Raw genomic sequence first — 23,763 nt, 5'->3', positions numbered from 1 at the left:
ATGGCGATGGCCCGCACGAGCGCCCGCCCCACGGGGCACGACGACGACGCTCCCGTCTTCGTCATCTCCGTCGCGGCCGAGCTGGCCGGCATGCACGCGCAGACGCTGCGCCAGTACGACCGGCTCGGCCTCGTCTCCCCGTCGCGCACGCGCGGCGGCGGCCGGCGCTACAGCACGCGAGACGTGCAGATGCTCCGCGAGGTGCAGCGCCTGTCCCAGGAGGGGGTGTCGCTGGCCGGCATCCAGCGCATTCTCGACCTCGAGAACCACGTCGCGGCGCTCCAGTCGCGGGTGGACGAGCTGTCCACCGAGCTGGCCAGCGCACAGGCCGCCCTGGCGACGGGGGCCCGGGTGTTCGCGGTCGGTCCGCGGGGCGAGGTGGTGACGGTCCGCCCCGGTCAGCGGCCGCCGCGCGCACCCTCGTCCCAGGCCCTCGTCGTGTGGCGTCCGGGCCGATAGGGCGACGCAGACATTCCCCCTGACGACGCTGCGGCGCGGTCGGGACGGCGCTGGCGAGGGCACCAGGAGGGCGGCCGGGTCGCCGGGCTCAGCCCGCGCCTTACATGTGTAACACTGTGCAGGCCTCATGCAGCCGGGGCATCTTGTTGCCGATTGCCCCGGAGGCAGTTTCTTGATCAGACTCCCGGACGTCGCGTGACCCCGCACCAGCCGGACGGCGACATCCACAGCGGCGCGGAGGCCGGTCGACAGAGCTTCGCAGTGCCCTCGGGCCAGGGCGAGATGCAGGAGCGGTTCGCGCAGACCGACTGGTCCGCGACGCCGCTCGGGCCCGTCGACACGTGGCCCAGCAACCTGCGCGTGCTCGTCGACGTGTGCCTCTCGTCGCGGTTCCCCATGCTCATCTGCTGGGGCCCCGACCTGCTCATGCTCTACAACGACGGCTACCGCAACATCCTGGGGCCCAACAAGCACCCCGGTGCGTGGACCCTGCCGGTGCGAGCCGTCTGGCCCGAGGTCTGGGACGTCATCGGACCGATGTTCGACAGCGTCACCAGTGGTGGCCCCGCCACGTGGGTGGAGGACGCCCTTCTCGTCGTCAACCGCGCCGGCTTCCTCGAGGAGGCCTACTTCACGTGGTCCTACGGCGCCATCCACGACGACGACGGCAGGGTCGTCGGCGTCCTCAACGTCGCCACCGAGACGACGGCCAAGGTGGTCGCCGAGCGCCGGGCCAACGTCTCCGCCGCGCTCGTCGAGACACTGGCCGACGCGCGCAGCGCCGAGGACGTACGCCGTCGGGCCCTCGCCGTGCTCGGCTCGCACACGCACGACCACGTCACGGCCGACATCCGCTGGACCGACCCCGGCGAGGCTGCCGGTCACGGCGACATGCGCGTCGAGGCCGACGAGGTCGTGCACGTGGTCCCCATCGTCGAGCCGGGGCTCGTGGAGCCGACCGCCCAGCTGCTGCTGACCGACAACGCGCGCCGGCCCTGGGACGCGCAGCTGCAGGTCTACGCCGAGCTCTGCGCCTCGCACGTCGCCATGGCCCTCAGCGGCATCCGGCACCTGCAGGAGGAGCGACGCCGCAACGAGGTGCTCGCCGAGCTCGACGTGGCCAAGACGGACTTCTTCGCCAACGTCAGCCACGAGCTGCGCACGCCCCTCACGCTCATCGCGGGCCCGGTCACCGATGCCCTGGCCGCCGACGGGCTCGACCCCGAGCAGCGCGAGCGGTTCGAGCTGATCAGCCGCAACACCGAGCGGCTCACCGGTCTGGTCGACCGCATCCTCGACCTCACCCGCGTCGAGGCCGGTGCTGTCGAGCCGCACTGGGTCGAGGCTGACATCAAGGAGCTGACCACCGGGGTCGCCGCGAACTTCCGCCCGGCCATCGAGCGTGCCGGGCTGGAGTTCGAGGTCGTGTGCGACGGGTGCGACCACGTGACCTACGTCGACGTCGACATGTTCGAGCGCGTTGTGCTCAACCTGCTCGCCAACGCCCTGAAGTTCACTCCTCGCGGCCGCATCTCCCTGCGCCTGCAGTCCGACCTCGACGGCTACGAGGTGTCCGTCACCGACACCGGCATCGGCATCGCCGAGAAGGACCTCGACCTGGTCTTCGACCGGTTCCGCCAGCTCGGCCGGGGGGACGACCGGCGCTCTCGCGAGGGCGCCGGCATCGGGCTCTCACTGGTGCGCCAGCTCGTCGAGCTGCTGGGCGGCACCGTGACCGTCCGCTCCACCCAGGGGGAGGGGAGCAGGTTCACCGTCGCCCTGCCGTGGGGGCGGCCGTCGGTGCGCGAGGCCCTGCGGCCCTCGATCCGGCCCCGATCGGCGGAGTCCTTCATCCTCGAGGCGAGCACCTGGGTGGTGCGCGACGACGTGGCCGCCCGGATGGAGCCGACCGCGCCGACGTCCCCCGGTCGCGGGTCCAGCGAAATCACGACGACAGGTCCCGCGGCCCAGCCGTCCGAGACCGTCACGCCCTTCGAGACGGCCGAGCCGGCCGAGACGGTCGAGGACCGGCCGACACTGCTGGTCGTCGAGGACAACCACGACATGCGCGAGTACATCGCGCGGCACGTGGTGAACGACTACGACGTCGTGTCCGCGCAAGACGGCATCGAGGCGCTCGAGCAGCTCCGTCTCCACAGGCCGTCCCTCGTGCTGGCCGACGTCATGATGCCGCGGATGGACGGTCTCACCCTGGTGCGCGAGATCCGTTCCGACCCGGCGCTGCGTGACCTGCCGGTCGTCCTGCTGTCTGCCCGAGCCGGTGTCGAGGCCAGCACCACCGGCCTCCTCGAGGGTGCCGACGACTACGTCGTCAAGCCGTTCGACCCACAGGAGCTGCGCGCCCGCCTGGCGGCCAACCTCGTCCGGTCGCGATCCCGGTCCCGCGATGCCGCCTGGCTGCGCGCCATCGTCGGCGCGATCTCCGAACCGTTCGTCATCACCGACGCCGACGGTCGCGTGGTCGACATGAACGCGGCGTTCACCCGCACGTTCGGGTGGTCGCTCGCGGACGGTCCGCTCGTCCCGCCCTACCCGTGGTGGGCTCCCACCGAGGGGGCTGCCGACGATGCACGCAGCCACGAGGAGCGGCTGGCACAGCTGCAGGCCGGTCAGGCCGGCTTCGACGACCGCTACCGCATCCTGCGCCGCGGCGGTGGCGAGGCCTGGGTGCACGCTCGTGCGGCCTGCGTCCCCTCCACGGACGAGCACGCCGGCTTCATCATCGTGGTCGTGCGCGACGAGACGCGTGAGCACGAGTCGAGGCTGCGACGGGAGCTGGCTGCCCGGATCGCTGTCGACCTCGCCCGGGCCGAGGAGCTCGACCAGGCGCTCGCCACCGCCGTCACCGGTTTCACGGTGCTGTTCGACGGCGAGGTCACCCTCAGCGTCTCGCCCACCAAGGGGCAGCCGGTGGTGCTCTGCCCGCGCGGGCGGGTGACCACGTCCGAGCTCGACCCGGCGGTGCGACGCGGTCTCAAGTCGAGCCCCTTCCGCAACGACGTGCTCGTCGGCGAGAAGCGCGAGGGCCTGCTGCTGCTGCCCACCGCGCAGGAGTCCGACTGCCGTGCCTGGGTGCAGTTCGACGAGCCACGCCTCGTGTCGAGCGACGAGCTCGTCGTCGGGGACCTGCTGGCCCAGTCGCTCGGCCAGGCGGTGGACCGGGTCATCGCCCTGCAGGCCCGCACCCAGAAGGAGCGGCAGCTCGAGCAGGCCATCGAGAGCCACCGCCTCATCGGCCACGCGGTCGGGGTCCTCATCGAGCGCCACCGCATCACGGCGCAGCAGGGTTTCGAGATGCTACGGAGGGCCTCGCTCAACCGCAACATCAAGTTGCGCGAGCTGGCGACCCGAGTGGTCGAGACGGGGCAGGACCCCGACAGCGCCTGACGGTCCGACCACCGGACCACAACGTCAAGCTGCGGGAGGTGGCCGAGCGGGTCATCGAGACCGGCGCCGGGCCTGGCGAGGTCGTCCGAGCGTCCTACGCTGGGGCCCGTGTGCACGACGCCTGACGCCGAGCCCTCGCGGACCGAGCACCTTCTCGTGCTGCCGGAGCGCGAGAGTGCCGAGGAGATCGCCGAGGACCTCGAGTCCGAGGGGCTGTCGGAGGTGCGCGTCGTGCGTGAGGCGCTGGCCGGGGAGGACGACGCCGAGGACCACGAGTGGGCCGTCTACGTGCGCACGTCGCCCGATCGGGCGTATGCCGTCCGCTTCGCGGCACTCGCCGCCGCACACGGCGGGTGGTACGACCCGAACCCGCACGGCTGAGCCCCTGGGGCAGTCCCCGGTCAGCGGCCGAAGAGTCGTGCCAGCAGGCCGCGCGGGGGCTCGGTGACGGCCGAGGGGAGCGAGGGGGCTGCCTCTGTCGTGGTGACGGACCGTCCGTCGGCCCCCGGTGGCGGCTCCGCCGTCCGGGTGCCGCCGAGACCCGTGACGAGGCGGCTCAGCAGGGCGTCCACGTCGGCCTGCGCGTAGCCGCGCCGCGCCTTCGTGATCGGGAGACGCGCCGCATCCACCATGGCCACGACGTCGGCGTCCGACCGTGAGCCCGCCTCGGGGGAGACGAGCTGCTGCACGACCGCGTCGAGAAGGTCGTCGACGGCCGGCTCCGAGTAGCCCTCGCGGAACTGGGTCGTCCGGAAGCGCGCCCTGCGCAGCTCGTCGGCGAGGGTGGCGCGGCCCGTGCTGTCCATGCCGGGAGCGTACGGCCCGGCCGGGCGGCCCTGCGGGACGCCGCGCGGCGCCATACCCGGCCCTTCCGGCCAGTCGCGAAGTTGAGTGGAATAGACTCAACTGAGACCCGGTTGCTCCGAGTGTTCCGATCCCTTTTCCAGGAGAACGCATGGACCTACAGCTGACCAACAAGGCTCAGGAGGCCTTCGCCCAGGCCGCGACCACCGCGACGGGCAAGCACCACCCGAACATCGAGCCGGCTCACCTGCTGCTCGCGTTGGCAGCACAGGGCGGCACCACGACCCCGGCGCTGCTCACGGCCGGCGGCTCCAGCGTGGCCGCTGCCACCGCGGCCGCCGAGCGCGCCATGGCCTCGATGCCGCAGGTCACCGGCGGCGTCCAGCAGCCGCAGCTCTCGCCGATCGGCCTGCGCGTGGTCCAGCAGGCCCAGCAGTACATGACCGCGATGGGCGACTCGTTCGTCTCCACCGACCACCTCCTGCTCGCCATCGCGCGCACGGGACAGTTCGGCCTGGACGCGGATGCCATCGAGAAGGCGATCCCCGAGCTGCGCGGCGGCCGCCCCGTCACGTCCGACAACCCGGAGGGCACGTTCGAGGCGCTGGCCAAGTACGGCACCGACCTCACGGCCCGGGCCCGGGAGGGCCAGCTCGACCCCGTCATCGGCCGCGACGCCGAGATCCGCCGCGTTGTGCAGGTCCTCTCCCGCCGCACCAAGAACAACCCTGTCCTCATCGGCGAGCCCGGCGTCGGCAAGACCGCCGTCGTCGAGGGCCTCGCGCAGCGCATCGTCGAGGGCGACGTGCCCGAGAGCCTGCGCGACAAGACGCTCTACAGCCTCGACCTGGCCGCGATGGTCGCCGGCGCGAAGTACCGCGGCGAGTTCGAGGAGCGGCTCAAGGCCGTTCTCGAGGAGATCAAGGGCAGCGACGGGCAGATCGTCACGTTCATCGACGAGATCCACACGGTCGTCGGCGCGGGCGCCAGCGAGGGCGCCATGGACGCCGGCAACATGCTCAAGCCCATGCTCGCCCGCGGCGAGCTGCGCCTCGTCGGCGCGACGACGCTGGACGAGTACCGCAAGCACATCGAGAAGGACGCCGCCCTCGAGCGACGCTTCCAGCAGGTCTTCGTCGGCGAGCCGTCGGTCGAGGACACCGTCGCGATCCTGCGTGGCCTCAAGGAGCGCTACGAGGCGCACCACAAGGTGACCATCGCCGACTCGGCGCTCGTCGCGGCCGCGTCCCTCTCCGACCGCTACATCAGTGGGCGCCAGCTGCCCGACAAGGCCATCGACCTGATCGACGAGGCCGCGTCGCGGCTGCGCATGGAGATCGACTCCAGCCCCGTCGAGATCGACGAGCTGCGCCGCGCCGTCGACCGCCTCAAGATGGAGGAGTTCGCGCTCGAGCAGGAGACCGACCCGGCCTCCCGCGACCGCCTCGAGCGGCTGCGCAAGGACCTCGCCGACCGCGCCGAGGAGCTCGCCGCCCTCAACGCCCGGTGGGAGGCCGAGAAGTCCGGCCTCAACGCCGTCGGTGACCTCAAGGCGCGCATCGACGACCTGCGCACGCAGGCCGACCGGCTGCAGCGCGAGGGCGAGCTCGCGGCAGCCTCGAAGATCCTCTACGGCGACATTCCGACGCTGGAGAAGGAGCTGGCCTCCGCCCAGGAGCGCGAGGCCGCGGCGGCCCCCGGCCAGGAGGACGAGCCGATGGTCAAGGAGGAGGTCGGCGCCGACGACATCGCCGACGTCATCTCCGCGTGGACCGGCATCCCCGCCGGCCGGCTGCTGGAGGGCGAGTCCGAGAAGCTGCTCCACATGGAGGAACACCTCGGGGCGCGGCTCATCGGCCAGACCGACGCCGTGCGCGCCGTGTCCGACGCCGTGCGCCGCACACGGGCCGGCGTCTCAGACCCCGACCGGCCCACCGGCAGCTTCCTCTTCCTGGGCCCCACTGGTGTCGGCAAGACGGAGCTGGCCAAGAGCCTCGCGGACTTCCTCTTCGACGACGAGCGCGCCATGGTGCGCATCGACATGTCCGAGTACTCCGAGCGCCACTCGGTCGCGCGCCTCATCGGTGCGCCGCCCGGCTACGTCGGCTACGAGGAGGGCGGGCAGCTCACCGAGGCCGTACGCCGTCGGCCGTACTCCGTGATCCTGCTCGACGAGATCGAGAAGGCCCACCCCGAGACCTTCGACATCCTGCTGCAGGTGCTCGACGACGGGCGCCTGACCGACGGTCAGGGGCGCACGGTCGACTTCCGCAACGTCATCCTCGTGCTCACCTCCAACCTCGGGTCGCAGTTCCTCACCGACCCGCTGCTGTCGCCGGAGGAGCGGCGCAACGAGGTCATGGCCGTCGTGCGGTCCTCGTTCAAGCCCGAGTTCCTCAACCGGCTCGACGAGATCGTCGTCTTCGACGCGCTGAGCATGGACGACCTGACCCGGATCGTCGACCTGCAGGTCAGGGCCTTCGCGCAGCGGCTCGCCGACCGGCGCATCAACCTCGAGGTCACCGACGACGCCCGCCGGTGGCTGGCCGACAAGGGCTTCGACCCGGCCTACGGCGCCCGCCCGCTGCGCCGCCTGGTGCAGCGCGAGATCGGCGACCGGCTGGCCCGCGGCCTGCTCTCGGGAGAGGTCCGCGACGGCTCCACCGTCAAGGTGGGCGTCGACGGCGAGGGTGGGTCGCTCACCCTCGTCTGACCCGCGACCTCCCGCCGTCCTGCGCCCGCCGACGCACCCGCGTCGGCGGGCGCTCGAGTTCCAGGCGTATGCCGGTGGGCGTCCTTGCCCGGGAAGGTGTCGTCAGCTGGTGACGTCCTTGCCCGCGAACCGCGCCCACGCCAGGAGCCAGAAGACGACGGCATACCCGAGGTCGACCCACAGGCCGCGGGCGACGTTGTCCCAGAACGGCGGGTCGCGCAGCAGGTCGGTGAACGCCTGCCACTGGTCGACGAGCAGCCACGGGTGCAGCCAGCCGATCTGCGGCACGGCGTCGGCGATCCAAGACAGGATCGTGAAGATCATCAGCGCCACCGTCGCCGCCAGCGGCTGCTCGGTGAGCGTCGAGATGAAGAGCCCGACCGCGGCGAGGGCACTCAGCCCCGCGGCGATGTAGAGCCCGACGAGGACGACCCGCCAGACGGCGCTCCAGAACGGCAGCTCGGTGCCGGACAGCGTGGTCATCGGGCCGGTGCCGAAGAGGGCGATGCCGACCAGCGCCCCGGCCACGGTGACGACTGCGACGCCCCAGATCGCGCCGACGACGAGCGAGCCGTACTTGACGGCGAGCAGCCGGGTGCGCCCGACCGGCACGGTCAGCAGGTAGCGCAGCGTGCCGAGGTTCGCCTCTCCGGCCACGGCGTCGCCGGAGAGCATCGCGATCGCGAGCGGCAGGAACAGGCCCATCTCGACACCGAGCGCCGCGAGCGGCACGAAGAGCCCGTTCGAGGTGATCGAGGAGAGGAAGTCGGGGCCGCGACCGGCCCGCGGCGTCGAGATGCGCACGGCGACCGCCATGAGGACCGGCACGGCCGCGAGGACGAGCAGACCCATCTGGTTGCGGCGCCGGCCGCCGATGAGCCCGAGCTCGGACCAGAGCAGGCGGCCGGAGAGCCGCCTCGACCAGCCTGCCCGTGGCGGGGGCGCTGCGCCCGCGGTCTGGGACGTGGTCACCGACTCAGCCACTGACATCGAAGCCCTCCCCGGTCAGCGCGACGAAGAGATCCTCCAGGCTGGGGCTGCTCACGGTGAACTCCCGCACGCCCACGCCGCCCTGGACGAGAGCGGCCACGATCTTCTCCGGTTCGATGCCGCCCGGCACCCCGCACACTCCCCCGGGGACCGGCGCCACGGCATCGACGCCGAGCTCGGCCATGATCCGCGACGCCTCGCCGGGCTGCTCCGTGAGGACGCGTGCCACGGGCGCCGCGCCGCCGCGGACCTGCGCCGTCGACCCCTGGGCCACGAGCCGTCCTTCGCTCATGACGCCGAGGTGGGTGCACATCTGCTCGACCTCGGACAGCAGGTGGCTCGAGACGAAGACGGTGGTGCCGTCGGAGGCCAGCGAGGCCACGAGGTGGCGCACCTCGCGGGTGCCCTGCGGGTCGAGGCCGTTCGTCGGCTCGTCGAGCACGAGCAGCTCGCGAGGCACGAGCAGCGCTGCCGCGATGGCGAGCCGCTGGCGCATGCCGAGCGAGTAGGCGCGGTACCGCTTGCCGGCTGCCGCGAGGAGGCCCACGCGGTCGAGGGCGGCGTCCACGCGAGCCGAAGCGGAGCGGGGCTCGGCGGTCAGGTCCGCGGCGTCGAGGCGGCGCAGGTTGTCCCGGCCCGAGAGGTAGGGGTGGAAGGCGGGTCCCTCCACGAGCGCCCCGACACGGGGAAGCACGTGCTGCGCCTCACGGGGAACGGCTCGTCCGAGAAGGCTGCTGGAGCCCTCCGTGGGACGCACCAGGCCGAGCAGCATCCGGATCGTCGTCGTCTTCCCCGACCCGTTCGGGCCGAGGAACCCGTAGACCGAGCCCCGTGGCACCGCCAGGTCGATCGAGTCGACCGCGGCCGTGCCACGGAACCGCTTGGTCAGGCCCCGGCTCTCGATGGCCAGCTCACCACCGTCCCCGGCCCGGACCGCCGAGGGCGACGCCACGGTCACCTCGCCGCCAGGGCGGTGTAGAGGGTCTGCGGCGCGACTGCCCCGAAGGCCACGCGGCCGTCGTCCGTCACGACGGCGGAGAACAGGGTGCCCTCGAGGACGTGCCCCGAGCCCCACGAGCCCGACGCGGTCGGCAGCGCGCCCAGCACCGTCGCGAGCTGGCGTGTCGTGGCGTCCGATCCCGTGCTGCTGCCCGACGTCGCACCGGTCGGCATCCGCGTCACCACCACGGTGCTCCACCCCGAGCCGACGGCTCGGGTGGCGCCGGCAGCCTTCGCCGCGGCGGCGGCCTGCTGCTTCGACGGCGCCGGGTTGGTGCCTGCGGCGCCCTTCGGGCCGGCCTGGTCGGACTGGTCGGGCTGCGTCACGGTCGTGCCGGCGGGCGGGGTGAAGGCGAACTGTCGCGCCTCCGGCGTGGAGAAGTCCACGGAGGTGAAGCCCACCTCGAACGCCGGGTTGGACAGCTTGGTCGAGTAGACCTGCACCCGCAGCGGCACGTGCTTCTCGGCGTCGATCGCGATGCGCACCGAGGCCACCCGCGTCGCCTTGTCCTTCGGGGTCAGGACGAGCTCGTATGCCGACCGGCCGGCGACCGACGCCGCCCCCGAGGTCGTCACCGCGGTGTCCCTGCCCATGGCGGCCAGGGCCGCGGACGCCGCCTGGTCGGGAGTGCTCGGGACGCCCCCCGGGAGCGTGCCCGAGGGCCGGTGGGGTGCTGCGCCCGGCTGGCCCTGGCGTTGCCTGGTGCCGAGGGTGTGGTGCACGGCCGTCTTGTCGGCGCTGGACCACAGCCACAGGTCGGAGCCGTTGCGGATGACGTCCGACTCGCCGCTCGTGCCGACGAGCGCGAGCCGCTGTCGCGACGGGCCGTCGACCCAGACGCGCCAGGTGTGGGTGCCCGACAGGAGCGAGGTGAGCGAGCTCCCGCCGGCGCCCCCCAGGCCCCCTGCACCTCCGCTGCCACCGCTGGCCGGGCCGCCTGTGGTGAGACCCGGCAGCTGCGGCAGCCCGAGGTTCGAGGTCTGCACGACGGTGCCCGACAGGCTCGAGACGTCCGCCGAGCGCACGTCGGCGAGCAGCTGCTGCGCCGTCCGGGACGGCAGACCGGCGTCTGCGGACGCCGACTGGTTCAGGGCGAGCGCCGTGACGCCGATGACCCCGACGGCGGCGGCCGGCAGGCCCCAGCGGGCGGCCGGGTGTTCGGTGAAGATGCTCATGGAGCCATCGTGCGCCCGCCCGGCTGAGAGGCGACTGAGAAGGCGCGCTCTGCGCATCGCCCGCTCGACCTGCCCCCGTCCGCACGGCGTGCCATGGTTGCCGTGTGCGGGTGCTGCTGGTCGAGGACGAGGCCCGGATGGCCGCTGCGCTCGTGCGCGGGCTCGGCGCCGAGGGCTTCGTCGTGGACCACGTCGCCGACGGGGTCGCCGGGCTCGACGCGGCGCGCTTCGGCGGCTACGACGTCGTCGTCCTCGACATCATGCTGCCCGGACTGTCCGGCTACACCGTCGTGCGGACCCTGCGAGAGGAGGAGAACTGGGTCCCGGTCCTGCTGCTCACCGCGAAGGACGGCGAGTACGACGAGGCGGACGGCCTCGACTACGGGGCGGACGACTACCTGACCAAGCCCTTCTCGTTCGTCGTGCTCCTGGCCCGTCTGCGAGCCCTGCTGCGCCGTGACCCCGCCCCCCGGCCGGTCGTCCTGCGGCACTCCGGCGTGAGCCTCGACCCGTCCACCCGACGCGTGGAAGTGGACGGCGCCGACGTGGCGCTCGCCCCGCGCGAGTTCCTCCTGCTCGAGCACCTCCTGCGCGCCGGGGACGCCGTCGTGCCCAAGGAGGAGCTGCTCGAGCGGGTCTGGGGCGGCGGGGATGACCCGAACGTCGTCGAGGTCTACGTCGGCTACCTGCGGCGCAAGCTCGGGCGGTCACGGATCGAGACCGTCCGCGGCGCCGGCTACCGGATGGCGCGGTGAACGGGGGCCGCCGGCAGAACGCCCTCTTCCGCAGAGGCGCTCGGCGTCTCGCGGGACTCGGCCTGCGCGGACGCCTCATGCTCGTCGGGCTCCTCGGCGTCGCAGGTGCGCTCGCCGTGGGTGGGGTCCTGCTCTACGTCGTGCTGACCGGGTCGCTGTCGCGGTCCGTCGAGGCGGCCGCCCGCGCCAGCGCCCAGCAGGTGGCCCTGCTCGTCGACGCCGGCAGGGTGCCGGACCCCGTCCCCGTGTCGGGCGCGCAGGTGCTTCAGGTCCTCGACGCCGACGGACGGGTCGTCAGCGGCTCGGTCACCGCCGACCGGCTCACCGCCCTCGTCACCGACGCTGAGCGCCGGCAGGCCCTGGCCGGAGACACGGTCGTCGTGCCGGGGAGTCGCTCGGGCCTCAGCGGCCGACTGCAGGTCGCCGCGGTCGCGGCGGGGCCGGAGGGCAGCCACGGCCGCGCCTACACCGTCGTCGCGGCCGCCTCGACGGCCGACATCGAGCAGACTGCCCGGACGGTGCGCTGGCTGCTCCTCGTGATCTTCCCGCTGCTGCTCGCGGTGCTCGCGGCCATCGCGTGGCGGGTCATCGGTGCCGCGCTCGCGCCCGTCGAGGCCCTGCGCCGAGGAGCCGAGCGCATCGACGACGCGTCGTCGGAGGACGTGCGCCTCCCGGTCCCGCCGACCGACGACGAGGTGAGCGCCCTGGCCACGACGCTCAACGCCATGCTCGACCGGATCGCGACCGCCCGACGCAGGCAGCGCGCCTTCGTGGCCGACGCCGCCCACGAGCTGCGTAGCCCGCTGGCGAGCCTGCGCACCCAGCTCGAGGTCGCGCAGCGGCTCCGCGAGGGCGGCCGGCTGCCCGAGGAGGTCCTGCCCGACGTGGACCGGCTCTCCCGGCTCGTCGACGACCTGCTGCTCCTGGCCCGCACCGACGACGACGCCACCCCGGGAGCCGCCGGGCCACCGGCGTGCGTCGACGTGGTTGCCCTGCTGGACAAGATCGTGGGGCGGTACCGGTCCGCCCGTGTGCCCGTGCGGACGGCGCGTCACTCTCCGAGCCGTCCGCTCGAGGTCGCCGTCCCGGCGGTGGAGCTGACCCGCGCGCTGACCAACCTCGTCGACAACGCGGTGCGCCACGCGCAGGGCTCGGTCCTCCTCGACGCCCACCGCGTCGCCGGCGATGGCCAGGTGCTGGTCCGGATCGTCGTCACCGACGACGGGCACGGCATACCCGCTGCCGACCATGAGCGCGTCTTCGACCGCTTCACCCGTCTCGACGAGGCGCGCGACCGCGACAGCGGCGGCACCGGCCTCGGCCTGCCCATCACCCGCGCCCTCCTGCGGCGGCGGGGTGGAGACGTGACGCTGGAGGATGCCGCTCCCGGGGTTCGCGCCGTCGTCACGCTCCCTGCGGCGCCTGCTGCCGATCGAGGGTGAACAGCTGTGCCTGCCAACCGAACTCGCTGGCAGCGGCCACGTTCTCGGCGCGGTCGTCGGTGAACCAGATCTCCCCGCGGCCCAGCCCGCGCCTGAGGTCGACCTCGATCGCAGCGTGCGCCGCGGCGTAGGCGCGCACGTCCGGCTTGGCGACGCCGAAGTCGGCGCTGTTGAGCACGGCATCGAAAAGCCTTGCGGCGTCGCCAGGGCCGAAGTCCCGGACGACGCCGTCGAGGTCGAAGACGTAGGCGGCGAGCCCCGTCACACCGACGAGTCGCGCTGCTGGCGCTCCTCGGCGGCCGTGGAGTCGGTGTGCTCCGAGGCGCGGTCGGCGTGGTCGCTGCCGTATGCCGTGTCGCCCCGGTCGTCGCCGTACGCGGTGTCGCTGTGCGCGGTGTCGCCGTCGGCGCTGCCGATGTGGCTCGTGTCGTCGTGGGTGTCCTCGCCCGTGTCGTCGCCAGACTGGCGCCAGGACGCGGTGCCCTCGTGGACGCTGCCCTCGGCGCGGCCAGTCACGACGTCAGCGACGGACGGCTGCTCGCGCAGCCGGGACTCACGGTCGGCCAGCTCGGCCTCACGGGTGTCGAGGCCCTCGTGGCGGGCGGCGAGCTCGTTCTCGCGGCGGCGCAGGTCCTCGTCGCGCAGGCCGGCCTCGCGCAGGCGGTCCTCGTGCTCGCGCCTCGTGGCCTCGGCGCCCTCCTCGATCTCGGCGATGCGGGCGCGTTCCTTCTCCTCGCGGCGCACGCGAACGCGACGGCGGGCGGCCGCCGACAGCAGCGCCCAGCCGAGGGCGAAGAGCAGCATCGCGACCACGCCGTAGAGCACGAGCTCGAGCGGGGAGGCGTTGCGGGTCAGGCCCAGCGCCGTGACCGGGACGACCGCGGTGGCGGCGTGGGTCGCGACGTAGGCGACGACGCCCACTGCGACGCCGAGCAGTAGGAGGATGACTCCGAGCAGTGCCATGGGTTCGTGCTCCTTCGTCAGGTGGCGAGGCGGTCCCGCCGCGGTCCCCGAACCTAGCCATACCCACCTGGCGCGGCCAGCCGAGCACGGCCGCACCACTCGGTTAGCCTGACGCGCATGCGCATCACCGGAAAGCTCGCGGCCGCCGCCCTCTCGGCGACGTGCGTCGTCACCGTCGCGGCCTGCTCCAGCTCGGACGGCGCCTCGCCGAACCAGACGCAGCTCTCCCCGGCGCAGCGGCTCGCGGCGGCCAAGGCCAAGGTCGACGCCGCGCGCTCGGTGCACCTCCAGCTCGCCAGCTCCGACGTGCCGCAGGGCTCGTCCGGCGTCGTGTCGGCCGACGGCTGGGGCAAGCACCCGCCGGCGTTCAAGGGCACCTTCAAGGTGACCCTCAAGGGCGTGCAGGCCGACGCCGAGATCACCTCGATCGGTGGTGACGTCTACGCCAAGCTGCCGCTGATCCCGGGCACCAACAAGATCGACCCCAAGACCTTCGGGGTGCCCGACCCCGCCGTGCTCTTCTCGCCCGACAAGGGGCTGACCACGCTCCTGACGGCGACGACCTCGCCCAGCGTCGGCGACAAGGTGCGCCGCGGGTCCGAGGTGCTCTCGACCATCAGGGGCAGCCTTCCGGGGAAGGCGGTCACCGACCTGTTCCTCATCGGCGACAGCAGCGGCACCTTCTCGGCGACCTACGGCCTCACCGACACCCAGGAGCTGCGCCAGGTCGCCATCGCCGGCCCGTTCTTCGGGTCGGGGACCACCTCGACCTACACGCTGACGCTCGACCAGTACGGCCGACCCGTCACCATCACCAGGCCCTGACGGCCCGGCGATGCCCTCCGCCACGTCGCACGGCAGCCACCGGTTCGCCCTGCTCGCGGCAGCCTCGGCCGCGGTGGCGCTCGCGGCCGCCGACACCTACGTCGTCGTCCTCGCCCTGACCGACATGATGGCCGGGGTCGGCATCGGCATCGACGCCCTGCAGCGGGCGACCCCGATCATCTCCGGGTTCCTCCTCGGCTACATCGCCGTGCTCCCGCTGATCGGGCGACTGTCGGACCTGCTCGACCGGCGGCGCATCCTGCTCGGCTGCCTGCTGGTCTTCGTCGTCGGGTCCGCCGTCACGGCGCTCGCCGTCGAGATGCCGGTGCTCGTCACCGGTCGGGTGCTCCAGGGCATCGGCGGTGGCGGGCTCGTGCCGGCGACGCTCGCGCTCGTCGCGGACCTGTGGCCGGCCCACCGCCGCGGCACCCCGCTCGGCGTCGTCGGGGCCGTGCAGGAGCTCGGCTCGGTGCTCGGGCCCGTGCTCGGCGCCGTCGTCCTCGCGTGGTCCGGGTGGCGGGCGATCTTCTGGCTCAACGTCGTGGCCGCCCTGGCGCTGTATGCCGTCATCCACCTGCTCGGAGGCCGCGGGCTCCCAGCCGTGCCCGCGTCCGCGTCGTCCCGCGGGGAGGCAGCGCAGGGCGGACGGGCGCCCACGCCGGGCAGGACGCGGACGGCCCGCCGGGGGCTCGTGCCAGCCGTCACGCTCGTGCTGGTGGTGCTGGGCCTCGGCGCGACGGGCCTCGCGCTGGCGGCCCCGGAGTCGCTCGTGACCGACGTGGCGCTCGGGGCCCCGTTCGTGCCGTTCACGGGCACGTCCCGGCTGTTCACCCCGATCGGCGTCGCGGGGCTGGGCGTACTGGTCGTCGTGGCGGTGCTGACCGCCCGGCACTGGTGGCCCGTGCTGCGGCGAGCCGACCTCGTCGGGGCCCTCCTCGTCGCGGTGGCGCTCGGCTGCCTCGTGCTGACCTTCGCCTCGTCGGACCCGGAGAAGGAGGTCGTCGGCCCGCTCGGCTACAGCCTGCTGCCGGTCGGTGCGCTGGCGCTGGTGGCCCTGGCCTGGTGGCACCGGCACGCCGCCGACCCGCTGATCCCTCGTGGCGTCGTGGGCGCCCGCGGCCTGCGCTCACTCGTCGTCAGCCTCCTCGTCGGTGCGGCCCTGGTCGGCGTGGTCGTCGACGTGCCGCTCCTGGCCCGGCTGACCGGCGCCTACGACGAGACGGGGGCTGCGCTGGTACTCGTCCGCTTCCTGCTCGCCGTCCCCGTCGGGGCGCTGCTCGGCGGGCTGTCGCTGCGGCGGCTCGGCGACGGGGCGGTTGCGGGGCCGGGCCTGCTGCTGGCGGGCGCCGGTCTGCTCGTCATGTCCCGGTGGACGCTCCAGTCCGTCACCGAGACGGTGCCCGCCACGGTGGTGCTCGTCGTGGTCGGGCTCGGCGTGGGCCTGGCCCTCGCTCCGGTCAACGACGCGGCGCTCGCCGACTCGCCGGCCCACGCCCACGGCGTCGCGAGCTCCCTCGTCGTGGTGGCGCGCATGGTCGGGATGGTCGTGGGGCTGGCGCTGCTCACCTCGATCGGCCTGAGCCGCTACTTCGACGCCGTCCGCCGCCTGCCCGACCAGCTCGACACCGATGCGCTCATCGGGGCCGGGGTGGTGCAGGTGCAGACGGTCTTCCTCGGCGGTGCCGTCGCGGCCCTCCTCGGGGCCGGGATTGCCTTGACGCTCGGCCTCGGCACTCGGAGGAGCGCTGCCGCGACCGACCGAGCCACCGGGACGGACACCGACCGCCGGCCCCCCTTCGTCGCCCTCTGAGGGTGCACCGCCCCACCCACATGACGCACCAGGTGGCGCGATGCCGGGCCCAGGACCTCTCGCGGCGACGGCAACCGACCAGACGGCGGGATAGAGCGGCCCTCTACTCCATCCGCCTTTACCACGCATGTGGGGTGAAGGCAAGTGCCTCTCTTGACGGCCGATCTCGACCACCCCGACTCTGGAAGGTGGCGGCCGGCCTCCGCCGTCCGTCACCACACCAAGGGGGTAAAAAATGGACGAGCACGTGTTGAACCGTCGGCGGGTCCTGCTGGGAACGGGCGCGGTGGCCATCGGGGGCGTCGCCGGCGCCTCGTCGGCGGCGGCGAGTGGCACCGGCGACTCGAAGGTCGGTGGGAGCTGGGTGATCTCCCGGAAGGACGACGGGGCCGGCGCCGTCAGGACGACGACCGTCGTCAGCCTCGCGGCAGGCGGCGTCCTCATCAGCCAGGACATCTCGCCCGCAGACGCGGTCCTCCTGGGCACCTGGGCGCATCGAGGGGACAGCGGCTTCGAGGGCACGATGTGGACGGGCCAGCCCGGACCTGCCGGCCCCGGCAAGCCCGGAGTCACGGTCCGGGTCCGCGTCCGGGGCACCGTGAGCGGTGACCGGGTCCGGGGGACGTACTCGTTCACCGCCTTCGACCCGTCGGGTGCCGTCTTGATGCGGGGTACCGGCTCGTTCACCGGCCGTCCCATCGAGGCCTGACGGCTGCCGCAGCCCTGCCGGCTCAGTCAGTCCCCGACCTGGAAGACGACGGGGGCGTGGTCGGAGGCTCCCTTGCCCTTGCGCTCCTCGCGGTCGATCGCCGCACCGACGACGCGCCGAGCCAGGGCGGGGGAGCACAGCGCGAAGTCGATGCGCATGCCCTGCCGCTTCGGGAACCGCAGCTGGGTGTAGTCCCAGTACGTGAAGGTCCCCGGCTCGTTGGTGTGCGGGCGGACCACGTCGTCGAAGCCGGCATCGACGACGCCCTGGAAGGCCGCGCGCTCGCCAGGTGAGGTGTGCGTGCGGCCCTCGTAGTAGGCGACGCTCCACACGTCGGCGTCGGTGGGCGCGATGTTCCAGTCGCCGAGCAGCGCGATCTGCGCGTGGGGGTCCTCGGCCAGCCACCCGCGACCGGCGACGGCCAGGGCCTCGAGCCAGGTCAGCTTGTAGTCGAGGTGCGGGTCGTCGAGCGCGCGGCCGTTGGGCACGTAGAGCGACCACACGCGTACGCCGTTGCAGACCGCGCCGATCGCGCGCGCCTCGGGAACGGCGGGGTCGCCCCAGCCGGGCATCCCGTCGAAGCCGACGCGCACGTCGCCCAGGCCGACCCGCGAGGCGATGGCCACGCCATTCCACTGGCTGAGGCCGTGGTGGGCCACCTCGTAGCCGAGCGCCTCGAACCGCTCGAGCGGGAACTGGTCCTCGCGGGCCTTGGTCTCCTGGATGGCCAGCACGTCGACGTCGGTGCGTTCGAGCCAGGCGGCGACGCGGTCGATGCGGGACCGGATGGAGTTGACGTTCCAGGTGGCGATGCGCACAGTCGGCCACCCTAGACGGCCACGGCGACACCGCGTGCCTAGGGTGAGGCGCATGACTGGAGAGCAGACCACGCGCCCGACCGCCCTCGTCACCGGCGCGAGCGCCGGCATCGGGCGGGAGTTCGCGCACCAGCTGGCGGCCCGCCACCACGACCTCGTGCTCGTCGCTCGCGACCGCGGCCGGCTCGAGGCGCTCGCGGCCGAGCTGACGAGCAGGTATGCCGTCTCCGCCGAGGTGCTCGTCGCCGACCTCTCGGACCGGTCGGCGCTGCAGACGGTCGCCGACCGGGTCGCGGACCCCGAGCGGCCTGTCGACGTGCTCGTCAACAACGCCGGCTACGGCCTGCGGCGCTCCTTCCTGCGCAACGACCTCGCGGTGGAGGAGGCGGCGTTCGACGTCCTGACCCGTGCGGTGCTCGTGCTCTCGCACGCAGCGGGAGTCTCGATGCGCGAGCGCGGCCGCGGCCACATCGTCAACGTCTCGTCGGTGGCCGGGTTCATCGCCTCCGGCTCCTACTCCGCCGCCAAGGCGTGGGTGACGACCTTCAGTGAGGGCCTCGCGAGCGAGCTCGCCGGCTCCGGTGTCACCGTGACCGCGCTGTGCCCGGGGTTCACCAACACCGAGTTCCAGGAGCGCGCCGGCATCAGCAAGCCGGGACCCGAGTTTCTGTGGCTCGACCCGCACAAGCTCGTCGCCGACTGCCTGCACGACGTCGAGAGGGGCCGGGTCGTGTCGGTGCCGGGCCTGCAGTACAAGGCGGTCGTCGGTCTGCTCCGCGTGGTGCCGCGTTCTCTGGTCCGCAACCGGGCCCGTCTCGTCCGCCGCTGAGCACGCTGCCGGGGCCCTGCCCAGAGCGGCCCTACGATGGAGCCTCGTGACCGTCACTGACACCGCCGCCGCCCGTGCTCGCCTGCTCGAGATCATCAGGGAGAAGGCGATCGTCCACGGTCGCGTGACCCTCAGCTCCGGCAAGGAGGCCGACTACTACGTCGACCTGCGCCGCATCTCCCTCGACGGTGAGGCCGCGCCCCTCGTCGGCATCGTCATGCGCGAGCTGACCAAGGACCTCACGTATGCGGCGGTCGGTGGACTCACGCTCGGCGCGGACCCGGTCGCCACCTCGATGCTGCACGCCGCCGCAGCCGGGGGCGAGCGTCTCGATGCCTTCGTCGTGCGCAAGGCCGGCAAGGCGCACGGCCTCCAGCAGCGCATCGAGGGCCCGTCGATCAAGGGCCGCCGCGTGCTGGTCGTCGAGGACACCACGACCACCGGCGCCTCGCCGCTCGCTGCCGTGGAAGCGGCTCGCGAGGACGGTGCCGAGGTCGTCGCCGTGGCCACGATCGCCGACCGTGCCACGGGTGCCGGCGAGAAGATCACCGCGGAAGCGGGCGTCGAGTATCGCTACGCCTTCTCGCTCGAGGAGCTCGGGCTCGCCTGACGCGGTCGCCGGCCGACGGGGTCAGCCGCCTGGCGTGCCGAGCTGCACGGGCAGGCCGAGTCGCAGCGCCGCCACGACCGACGGCGGCGTGAGCAGCTGGGCACGCCCGGTGCCGGGCCGCGGCACCCGCGGGGCGGCATACGTGTTGTCGTGTCGCCACGGCAGGAGGCCGGCCCCGGCCACGAGGACCGGCCCGTCGTCGACCAGCACGAAGGCGCCGTCGGGCAGGTCGGCCCACGGGTACGCGTGCAGCCGGCGTGCGCGCCGCGCCGAGTCCCAGCGCTCCGAGTGGAGCAGGCCGTCGAGCTCCGGTGCGCTCAGGCGGTCGACGCCGGCGATGCCCGCCACGACGTCGCGGAAGGCCGTGAACGCGGGGCGCCGGCACTCCGCGCACGGCCGGTGCCCGGCGGCGAACGAGACGGCCTCGTCGAGGAAGAAGAGCGGTGTGTAGTGCCCGGGGTCCCACTGGCGCACGCGGCGGTCCCGGAAGCTCAGCGCGCACGTGATCCAGGCGCGACCGACGTGGTGTCGACGCACCTCGCGGGTGCCCGCCCCGTCGTGCAACCGGCCGCGGTTGCCCATCCAGGCACCTCGCCCCGGCGCCGCGACGACGTCACCGAGGGGGCTGACCCGGTTGCGCGCCGGTGCTGCCGTCGACATGCCCTCCACGCTAGAAGGAGACACCGACAGACGCGAAGACGCCGTGACAGGCGACGACAGGAACCGGTCGCGCACCTCCGCCGTCGCACCGACGGCCCGGTCCGAGGGTGCGCCCCGCACTAGGATCGGGCACACTGACCGCCCAGATTCTCGGGAGAACCCATGATCATCGTCTGGATCCTGATCGGCCTCGTCGTGCTAGCCGCGATCGTGGGCGTCGTCACGTACAACGGCCTGATCGGCCTGCGCAACAGGGTCGAGGAGGGCTGGCGACAGATCGACGTCGAGCTGAAGCGCCGCCACGACCTCATCCCCAACCTGGTCGAGACCGTCAAGGGCTACGCCAGCCACGAGCGGGGCACGCTCGAGGACGTCATGCAGGCGCGGTCCGCCGCGATGTCCGGGGCCCCGACCCCTGCCGCTGCAGCGCAGGCGGAGGGCCAGCTCAGCCAGGCGCTCGGCCGTCTCCTGGCCGTCGCCGAGGCCTACCCCGACCTCAAGGCCAACCAGAGCTTCCTCGCCCTGCAGCAGGAGCTGACGAGCACCGAGGACCGCATCGCGAGCTCGCGCCGCTACTACAACGCGCTCGTGCGTGAGCTCAACACCAAGGTGGAGTCGGTGCCTTCGAACGTCGTGGCCAACATGGCCGGCGTCAAGCGCGCGGAGTACTTCGAGGCCCCCGCCACCGAGGCCGTCGTGCCCAACGTGTCCTTCGGCGACAATGCCGTCGGTGGGTCCGGCACCCCGGGTGTCGCGCCCTCCACCCAGCCCGGCGCCATCGGCGGTCCCTCGACCCAGCCGGGTGCGGCGCCCGGCGCACTGCCGCAGGCCCAGGCCCCCGGCACGGTCCAGCCGGACCCGACGCGCGACTCCGGCACCCCGAACGCCTGACTTAGCGGCCCGAGCGGCAGCCGGACAGGCTGCCACAGCAGGCTCGGCAGGCTCAGCTGTGCTCGGTGCCGCGTACGGGGTCGGCCACCTCGCCGGCCCCGTCGGTGCCGTCGGTGCCCTCGGCCGCGAGCGCCTTCGCCTGGCGGCGGTGCTTGAGGAACTCGAAGAGCATCGGCAACAGCGACACGACGACGACGAGCAGGATCGCGTACTCGATGTTCTTCGTCAGGCCCGGGAAGATCTGGCCGAGGAAGTAGCCGAGCAGCGTCACGCTGGCCACCCAGGCGACGGCACCGACGGCGCTCCACCCGAAGAAGCGCTGACGCTGCATGCGGCCGATGCCGGCGACGACGGTGATGAAGGTGCGCACGATCGGCACGAAGCGTCCGAGCACCAGGGCGCGGCTGCCGTACTTGTCGAAGAACGCGTTGGTCTTGTCGAAGTTGGCCGTGTTGATGAAGCGCCCCTGCCGCTTGTAGAGCGGCCGCCCGACTCCTCGACCGATCTCGTAGCCCACCACGTTGCCGAGGAAGGCAGCGATCGTCAGGCCGGCGATCGCGAGGCCGAGGTTGATGTCGATCTGGCCGGTCGCGATGAACAGGCCCACGGCGAAGAGGAGCGAGTCGCCGGGCAGGATCGGGAAGAGCAGCCCGCACTCGACGAAGACGATGACGAGGGCGATCACGAAGAACGCGCTGCCGTACTGCTGCAGCAGGTAGGTCGGGTCCATCCACTTCGGGCCGAGGGCGGGGGCGGCGGCCGACAGGGCGGCGAGAGCGTGCATGGGTCACAGGGTATGCCGTGTGGCCGGGCGGGGCTGAATCCTCGCGGGCGCCCGGACCGCCTCCGTGCGGGGCCTCAGGAAAGACTCTCGAAAGTCTCAGGAACGTCTCGGGATCGTCTCGATGGGGTGACGTCGCTTCTGCCCGCCCGGCGAGCCGGTTCACGATGGAGGTGGGAGCAAGGGAGGAGGTCGGCAGCGCCGGAGACTCGGGGCCGCGCCCACCTGCCGCCGCGGCGGCGACGTGCCGTCCTCCTCCCGACATCCCGGGCCCCGCTCGTCGATGGGCAGCGACCGTAGACTCACCACCGTGCAACCGTCCCCACCCCCGCCGGAGATCGGTCTGGGCCCCTGGGAGGGGCCGTGGCCCGAGGGTGACCAGTGGGACCCGGAGCTGCTCGAGCACGGCGACCGGCGCAACGTCGTGGACGCGTACCGCTACTGGCGCCACGACGCGATCGTCGACGACCTCGACACGCGGCGACACGACTTCCACGTCGCCGTGGAGAACTGGGGCCACGACTTCAACATCGGCTCGGTCATCCGCACGGCCAACGCGATGGGCGCGGCGGCGTTCCACATCGTCGGTCGCCGCCGCTGGAACCGGCGCGGCGCCATGGTGACCGACCGCTACCAGCACGAGCACCACCACCCCGATGCGACCACGCTGGCGCGGTGGGCCCGCGCCGAGGGCCTCGCCCTCCTCGGTGTCGACAACCTGCCCGGCTCCGTGCCCCTGGAGACGTTCGACCTGCCCCGGCGATGCGTGCTCGTCTTCGGACAGGAGGGGCCGGGGCTGTCCGAGGCGATGCGCGCGGAGTGCGCGGCCGTGCTGCACATCGAGCAGTTCGGCTCGACGCGGTCGATCAACGCCGGCGCCGCCGCGGCCGTGGCCATGCACGCCTGGGTCCGCCGGCACGTGTTCGACCAGCGGGTGTAGCTCAGCCCTGCGGGTCGCGGCCGCGCCAGCGCAACGGCTCCTCCGCGTACTCCTCGACGACGTGGGCGGCAACGCCTATGGACCGTGCGACCTGGAAGACAACCTCACCGGACTCGGCCGGCAGCCCCAGGGCGTGCAGCACGGCAGCGCTCGCGAGGTCGATGTTCGGCAGTGCCCCGGTGCGGTCGGCGACCAGCGCCGAGAGGGCCTCGACGCGACGTCGCAGCCCGGTCGTGCCGCGCCGGCGCCACAGTGCCTCGAGGACGACCTCGGCGCGGGGGTCGCCGTCGGGGTAGAGGAAGTGCCCGAAGCCCGCCACGGCCCCAGCCGTGCGGAGCGACCGCGCGAGGAGGGCGGCCGGGTCGGCACCCTCGGCGAGCAGGGCGTGCGCCGCGACGGGGGCGGCGCCGTGGAGCGGGCCGGCCATGGCGGCATACGCGGCGCAGAGGCAGTCAGGGAGCCCGGCTCGCGTGGAGGCGGCCACCCGGGCCGCGACGGTCGAGGCCGTGAGGCCGTGGTCGAGCAGGGCGACGAGCAGGACGCGCAGGACCGCCACGTCGGCCGGCGCCTCCGCTCGCCCGCCGAGGGCTGCGAGAGCCAGTGCCGCGAGGTCGCCGCGTGAGGGGTCCCCGGGGCCCGCGCCGGCCAACAGGGAGACGGCGCCCCGGAGCGTCGGCGCCGCGGCGACCCGGACCCGGTCGGGGTCGGTGTCCGCCGCGAAGGGGTCTGCGGCCGCGAGCAGCTGCACGGCCACCGGCATGCGGCGGTGGAGGGGGAGCGCCGCCAGGTCGATGCCGCCTCCCGCTGGCGGGACGGGAGCGGCCGACGCCACGGGCGTGCCGAGGACGACGGCGGCTGCCTCCTCGAGCGAGCCGAGCGCCACGACATCGGCGAGCGGGCGCCCCCGGTAGGAGAGCTCGCCCTCCGCCGTGCGGCTCACCGACGTCGCGATGCTGCGGAAGCGCAGCACCGGCTGGGGGCCGCCCTGTGGCCGCGCGGCCGTCGCCATCGCGTCGATCTGGGCGCGGTCGAAGAGGCTCTCCTGCTGGCCCGGGCGACGTTCGCTGCGCAGCAGCCCGCGGCTGACGTAGGCGTAGAGGGTGGCCCGCTTGACCCCGAGGCGCTGGGCGGCCTCCGTCGTCGTGATCCACGGACTGCGTGGGCTGGGCACGAGACCTCCT

The 23,763-nt window shown here is 73.2% G+C and carries 23 protein-coding genes; 13 read left to right on the top strand and 10 right to left on the bottom strand.

Features of this window, described 5'->3' with window-relative positions; genetic code table 11:
- The 3 genes from LQK93_RS06590 to LQK93_RS06580 all read left to right on the top strand — a co-directional run bounded on the left by LQK93_RS06590 (position 1) and on the right by LQK93_RS06580 (position 4,248).
- Positions 1–459 (top strand): heat shock protein transcriptional repressor HspR, encoded by a 459-nt coding sequence (locus LQK93_RS06590; RefSeq protein WP_374971462.1) that lies wholly within the window; start codon positions 1–3, stop codon positions 457–459.
- 195 nt (positions 460–654) lie between these two features.
- On the top strand, positions 655–3,867 hold the full coding sequence (locus tag LQK93_RS06585) for an ATP-binding protein (protein ID WP_374970746.1): 3,213 nt from the start codon (positions 655–657) through the stop codon (positions 3,865–3,867).
- Positions 3,868–3,975: 108 nt separating this feature from the next.
- Complete coding sequence (locus tag LQK93_RS06580) at positions 3,976–4,248, top strand: hypothetical protein (RefSeq protein WP_374970745.1); 273 nt, start codon at positions 3,976–3,978, stop codon at positions 4,246–4,248.
- 20 nt (positions 4,249–4,268) lie between these two features.
- Here LQK93_RS06580 and LQK93_RS06575 read toward each other — a convergent pair whose 3' ends face one another.
- On the bottom strand, positions 4,269–4,673 hold the full coding sequence (locus LQK93_RS06575) for a DivIVA domain-containing protein (protein WP_374970744.1): 405 nt from the start codon (positions 4,671–4,673) through the stop codon (positions 4,269–4,271).
- 149 nt (positions 4,674–4,822) lie between these two features.
- Here LQK93_RS06575 and clpB point away from each other — a divergent pair, with 149 nt between their 5' ends.
- Positions 4,823–7,384, top strand: a complete 2,562-nt coding sequence (gene clpB, locus LQK93_RS06570; protein WP_374970743.1) for an ATP-dependent chaperone ClpB — start codon at positions 4,823–4,825, stop codon at positions 7,382–7,384.
- A gap of 102 nt (positions 7,385–7,486) precedes the next feature.
- Here the strand turns inward: clpB and LQK93_RS06565 are convergent, their stop codons facing one another.
- Genes LQK93_RS06565 through LQK93_RS06555 form a run of 3 tightly spaced genes read right to left on the bottom strand, consistent with a single transcriptional unit; the run spans position 7,487 to position 10,549 of the window.
- Positions 7,487–8,356 (bottom strand): ABC transporter permease, encoded by an 870-nt coding sequence (locus LQK93_RS06565; protein ID WP_374970742.1) that lies wholly within the window; start codon positions 8,354–8,356, stop codon positions 7,487–7,489.
- Between the two features lie 4 nt (positions 8,357–8,360).
- Complete coding sequence (locus LQK93_RS06560) at positions 8,361–9,332, bottom strand: ABC transporter ATP-binding protein (RefSeq protein ID WP_374970741.1); 972 nt, start codon at positions 9,330–9,332, stop codon at positions 8,361–8,363.
- Positions 9,329–10,549: an outer membrane lipoprotein carrier protein LolA gene (locus LQK93_RS06555; RefSeq protein WP_374970740.1), complete on the bottom strand. Its 1,221-nt coding sequence runs from the start codon at positions 10,547–10,549 to the stop codon at positions 9,329–9,331. The genes LQK93_RS06560 and LQK93_RS06555 overlap by 4 nt, the downstream gene beginning before the upstream one ends.
- 104 nt (positions 10,550–10,653) lie before the next feature.
- Between LQK93_RS06555 and LQK93_RS06550 the strand changes: the two genes are divergently transcribed.
- Together LQK93_RS06550 and LQK93_RS06545 are read left to right on the top strand one after the other, a co-directional pair.
- Positions 10,654–11,304: a response regulator transcription factor gene (locus LQK93_RS06550; protein WP_374970739.1), complete on the top strand. Its 651-nt coding sequence runs from the start codon at positions 10,654–10,656 to the stop codon at positions 11,302–11,304.
- Positions 11,301–12,746 carry a sensor histidine kinase gene (locus LQK93_RS06545; protein WP_374970738.1) on the top strand — a complete coding sequence of 482 codons (1,446 nt, stop codon included), beginning with the start codon at positions 11,301–11,303 and terminating at the stop codon, positions 12,744–12,746. Before LQK93_RS06550 ends, LQK93_RS06545 begins: the two co-directional genes overlap by 4 nt.
- On the opposite strand, the gene LQK93_RS06540 is transcribed toward LQK93_RS06545, so the two are convergent.
- Together LQK93_RS06540 and LQK93_RS06535 are read right to left on the bottom strand one after the other, a co-directional pair.
- On the bottom strand, positions 12,709–13,011 hold the full coding sequence (locus LQK93_RS06540; RefSeq protein ID WP_374970737.1) for a hypothetical protein: 303 nt from the start codon (positions 13,009–13,011) through the stop codon (positions 12,709–12,711). The two genes, LQK93_RS06545 and LQK93_RS06540, sit on opposite strands and share 38 nt — an antisense overlap.
- On the bottom strand, positions 13,008–13,709 hold the full coding sequence (locus tag LQK93_RS06535) for a hypothetical protein (protein ID WP_374970736.1): 702 nt from the start codon (positions 13,707–13,709) through the stop codon (positions 13,008–13,010). The genes LQK93_RS06540 and LQK93_RS06535 overlap by 4 nt, the downstream gene beginning before the upstream one ends.
- A gap of 117 nt (positions 13,710–13,826) precedes the next feature.
- On the opposite strand from LQK93_RS06535, the gene LQK93_RS06530 reads away from it, so the two are divergent.
- The 3 genes from LQK93_RS06530 (at position 13,827) to LQK93_RS06520 (ending at position 17,053) form a co-directional block, all read left to right on the top strand.
- Positions 13,827–14,534 carry an LppX_LprAFG lipoprotein gene (locus tag LQK93_RS06530; protein ID WP_374970735.1) on the top strand — a complete coding sequence of 236 codons (708 nt, stop codon included), beginning with the start codon at positions 13,827–13,829 and terminating at the stop codon, positions 14,532–14,534.
- 10 nt (positions 14,535–14,544) lie between these two features.
- Positions 14,545–16,344 carry an MFS transporter gene (locus LQK93_RS06525; protein ID WP_374970734.1) on the top strand — a complete coding sequence of 600 codons (1,800 nt, stop codon included), beginning with the start codon at positions 14,545–14,547 and terminating at the stop codon, positions 16,342–16,344.
- Positions 16,345–16,579: 235 nt separating this feature from the next.
- Complete coding sequence (locus LQK93_RS06520) at positions 16,580–17,053, top strand: hypothetical protein (protein ID WP_374970733.1); 474 nt, start codon at positions 16,580–16,582, stop codon at positions 17,051–17,053.
- 26 nt (positions 17,054–17,079) lie between these two features.
- Here LQK93_RS06520 and LQK93_RS06515 read toward each other — a convergent pair whose 3' ends face one another.
- Entirely contained in the window at positions 17,080–17,871 is a 792-nt protein-coding gene (locus LQK93_RS06515; RefSeq protein ID WP_374970732.1) for an exodeoxyribonuclease III, read from the bottom strand.
- Positions 17,872–17,923: 52 nt separating this feature from the next.
- On the opposite strand from LQK93_RS06515, the gene LQK93_RS06510 reads away from it, so the two are divergent.
- Together LQK93_RS06510 and pyrE are read left to right on the top strand one after the other, a co-directional pair.
- The gene (locus LQK93_RS06510) at positions 17,924–18,700 is read left to right on the top strand and encodes an SDR family NAD(P)-dependent oxidoreductase (RefSeq protein ID WP_374970731.1); all 777 of its coding nucleotides are present in this window, start codon (positions 17,924–17,926) and stop codon (positions 18,698–18,700) included.
- Positions 18,701–18,746: 46 nt separating this feature from the next.
- Positions 18,747–19,310, top strand: coding sequence for an orotate phosphoribosyltransferase (gene pyrE / locus LQK93_RS06505; RefSeq protein ID WP_374970730.1), 564 nt, complete (start codon positions 18,747–18,749; stop codon positions 19,308–19,310).
- A 21-nt stretch (positions 19,311–19,331) separates the two neighbouring features.
- On the opposite strand, the gene LQK93_RS06500 is transcribed toward pyrE, so the two are convergent.
- Complete coding sequence (locus tag LQK93_RS06500) at positions 19,332–19,970, bottom strand: hypothetical protein (RefSeq protein ID WP_374970729.1); 639 nt, start codon at positions 19,968–19,970, stop codon at positions 19,332–19,334.
- Positions 19,971–20,132: 162 nt separating this feature from the next.
- On the opposite strand from LQK93_RS06500, the gene LQK93_RS06495 reads away from it, so the two are divergent.
- Positions 20,133–20,861: a LemA family protein gene (locus tag LQK93_RS06495; RefSeq protein WP_374970728.1), complete on the top strand. Its 729-nt coding sequence runs from the start codon at positions 20,133–20,135 to the stop codon at positions 20,859–20,861.
- Between the two features lie 52 nt (positions 20,862–20,913).
- Here the strand turns inward: LQK93_RS06495 and LQK93_RS06490 are convergent, their stop codons facing one another.
- Complete coding sequence (locus LQK93_RS06490) at positions 20,914–21,645, bottom strand: DedA family protein (RefSeq protein ID WP_374970727.1); 732 nt, start codon at positions 21,643–21,645, stop codon at positions 20,914–20,916.
- Positions 21,646–21,925: 280 nt separating this feature from the next.
- On the opposite strand from LQK93_RS06490, the gene LQK93_RS06485 reads away from it, so the two are divergent.
- On the top strand, positions 21,926–22,582 hold the full coding sequence (locus LQK93_RS06485) for a TrmH family RNA methyltransferase (protein ID WP_374970726.1): 657 nt from the start codon (positions 21,926–21,928) through the stop codon (positions 22,580–22,582).
- A gap of 1 nt (position 22,583) precedes the next feature.
- Here LQK93_RS06485 and LQK93_RS06480 read toward each other — a convergent pair whose 3' ends face one another.
- Complete coding sequence (locus LQK93_RS06480) at positions 22,584–23,753, bottom strand: citrate/2-methylcitrate synthase (protein ID WP_374970725.1); 1,170 nt, start codon at positions 23,751–23,753, stop codon at positions 22,584–22,586.
- Positions 23,754–23,763 lie beyond the last annotated feature (10 nt).

The organism is Terrabacter sp. BE26, from assembly GCF_041941675.1.
GTDB lineage: Bacteria > Actinomycetota > Actinomycetes > Actinomycetales > Dermatophilaceae > Terrabacter.
The sequence above is the reverse complement of the archived record's forward strand: the minus strand, read 5'-3'. Positions and strand labels throughout refer to the sequence as shown.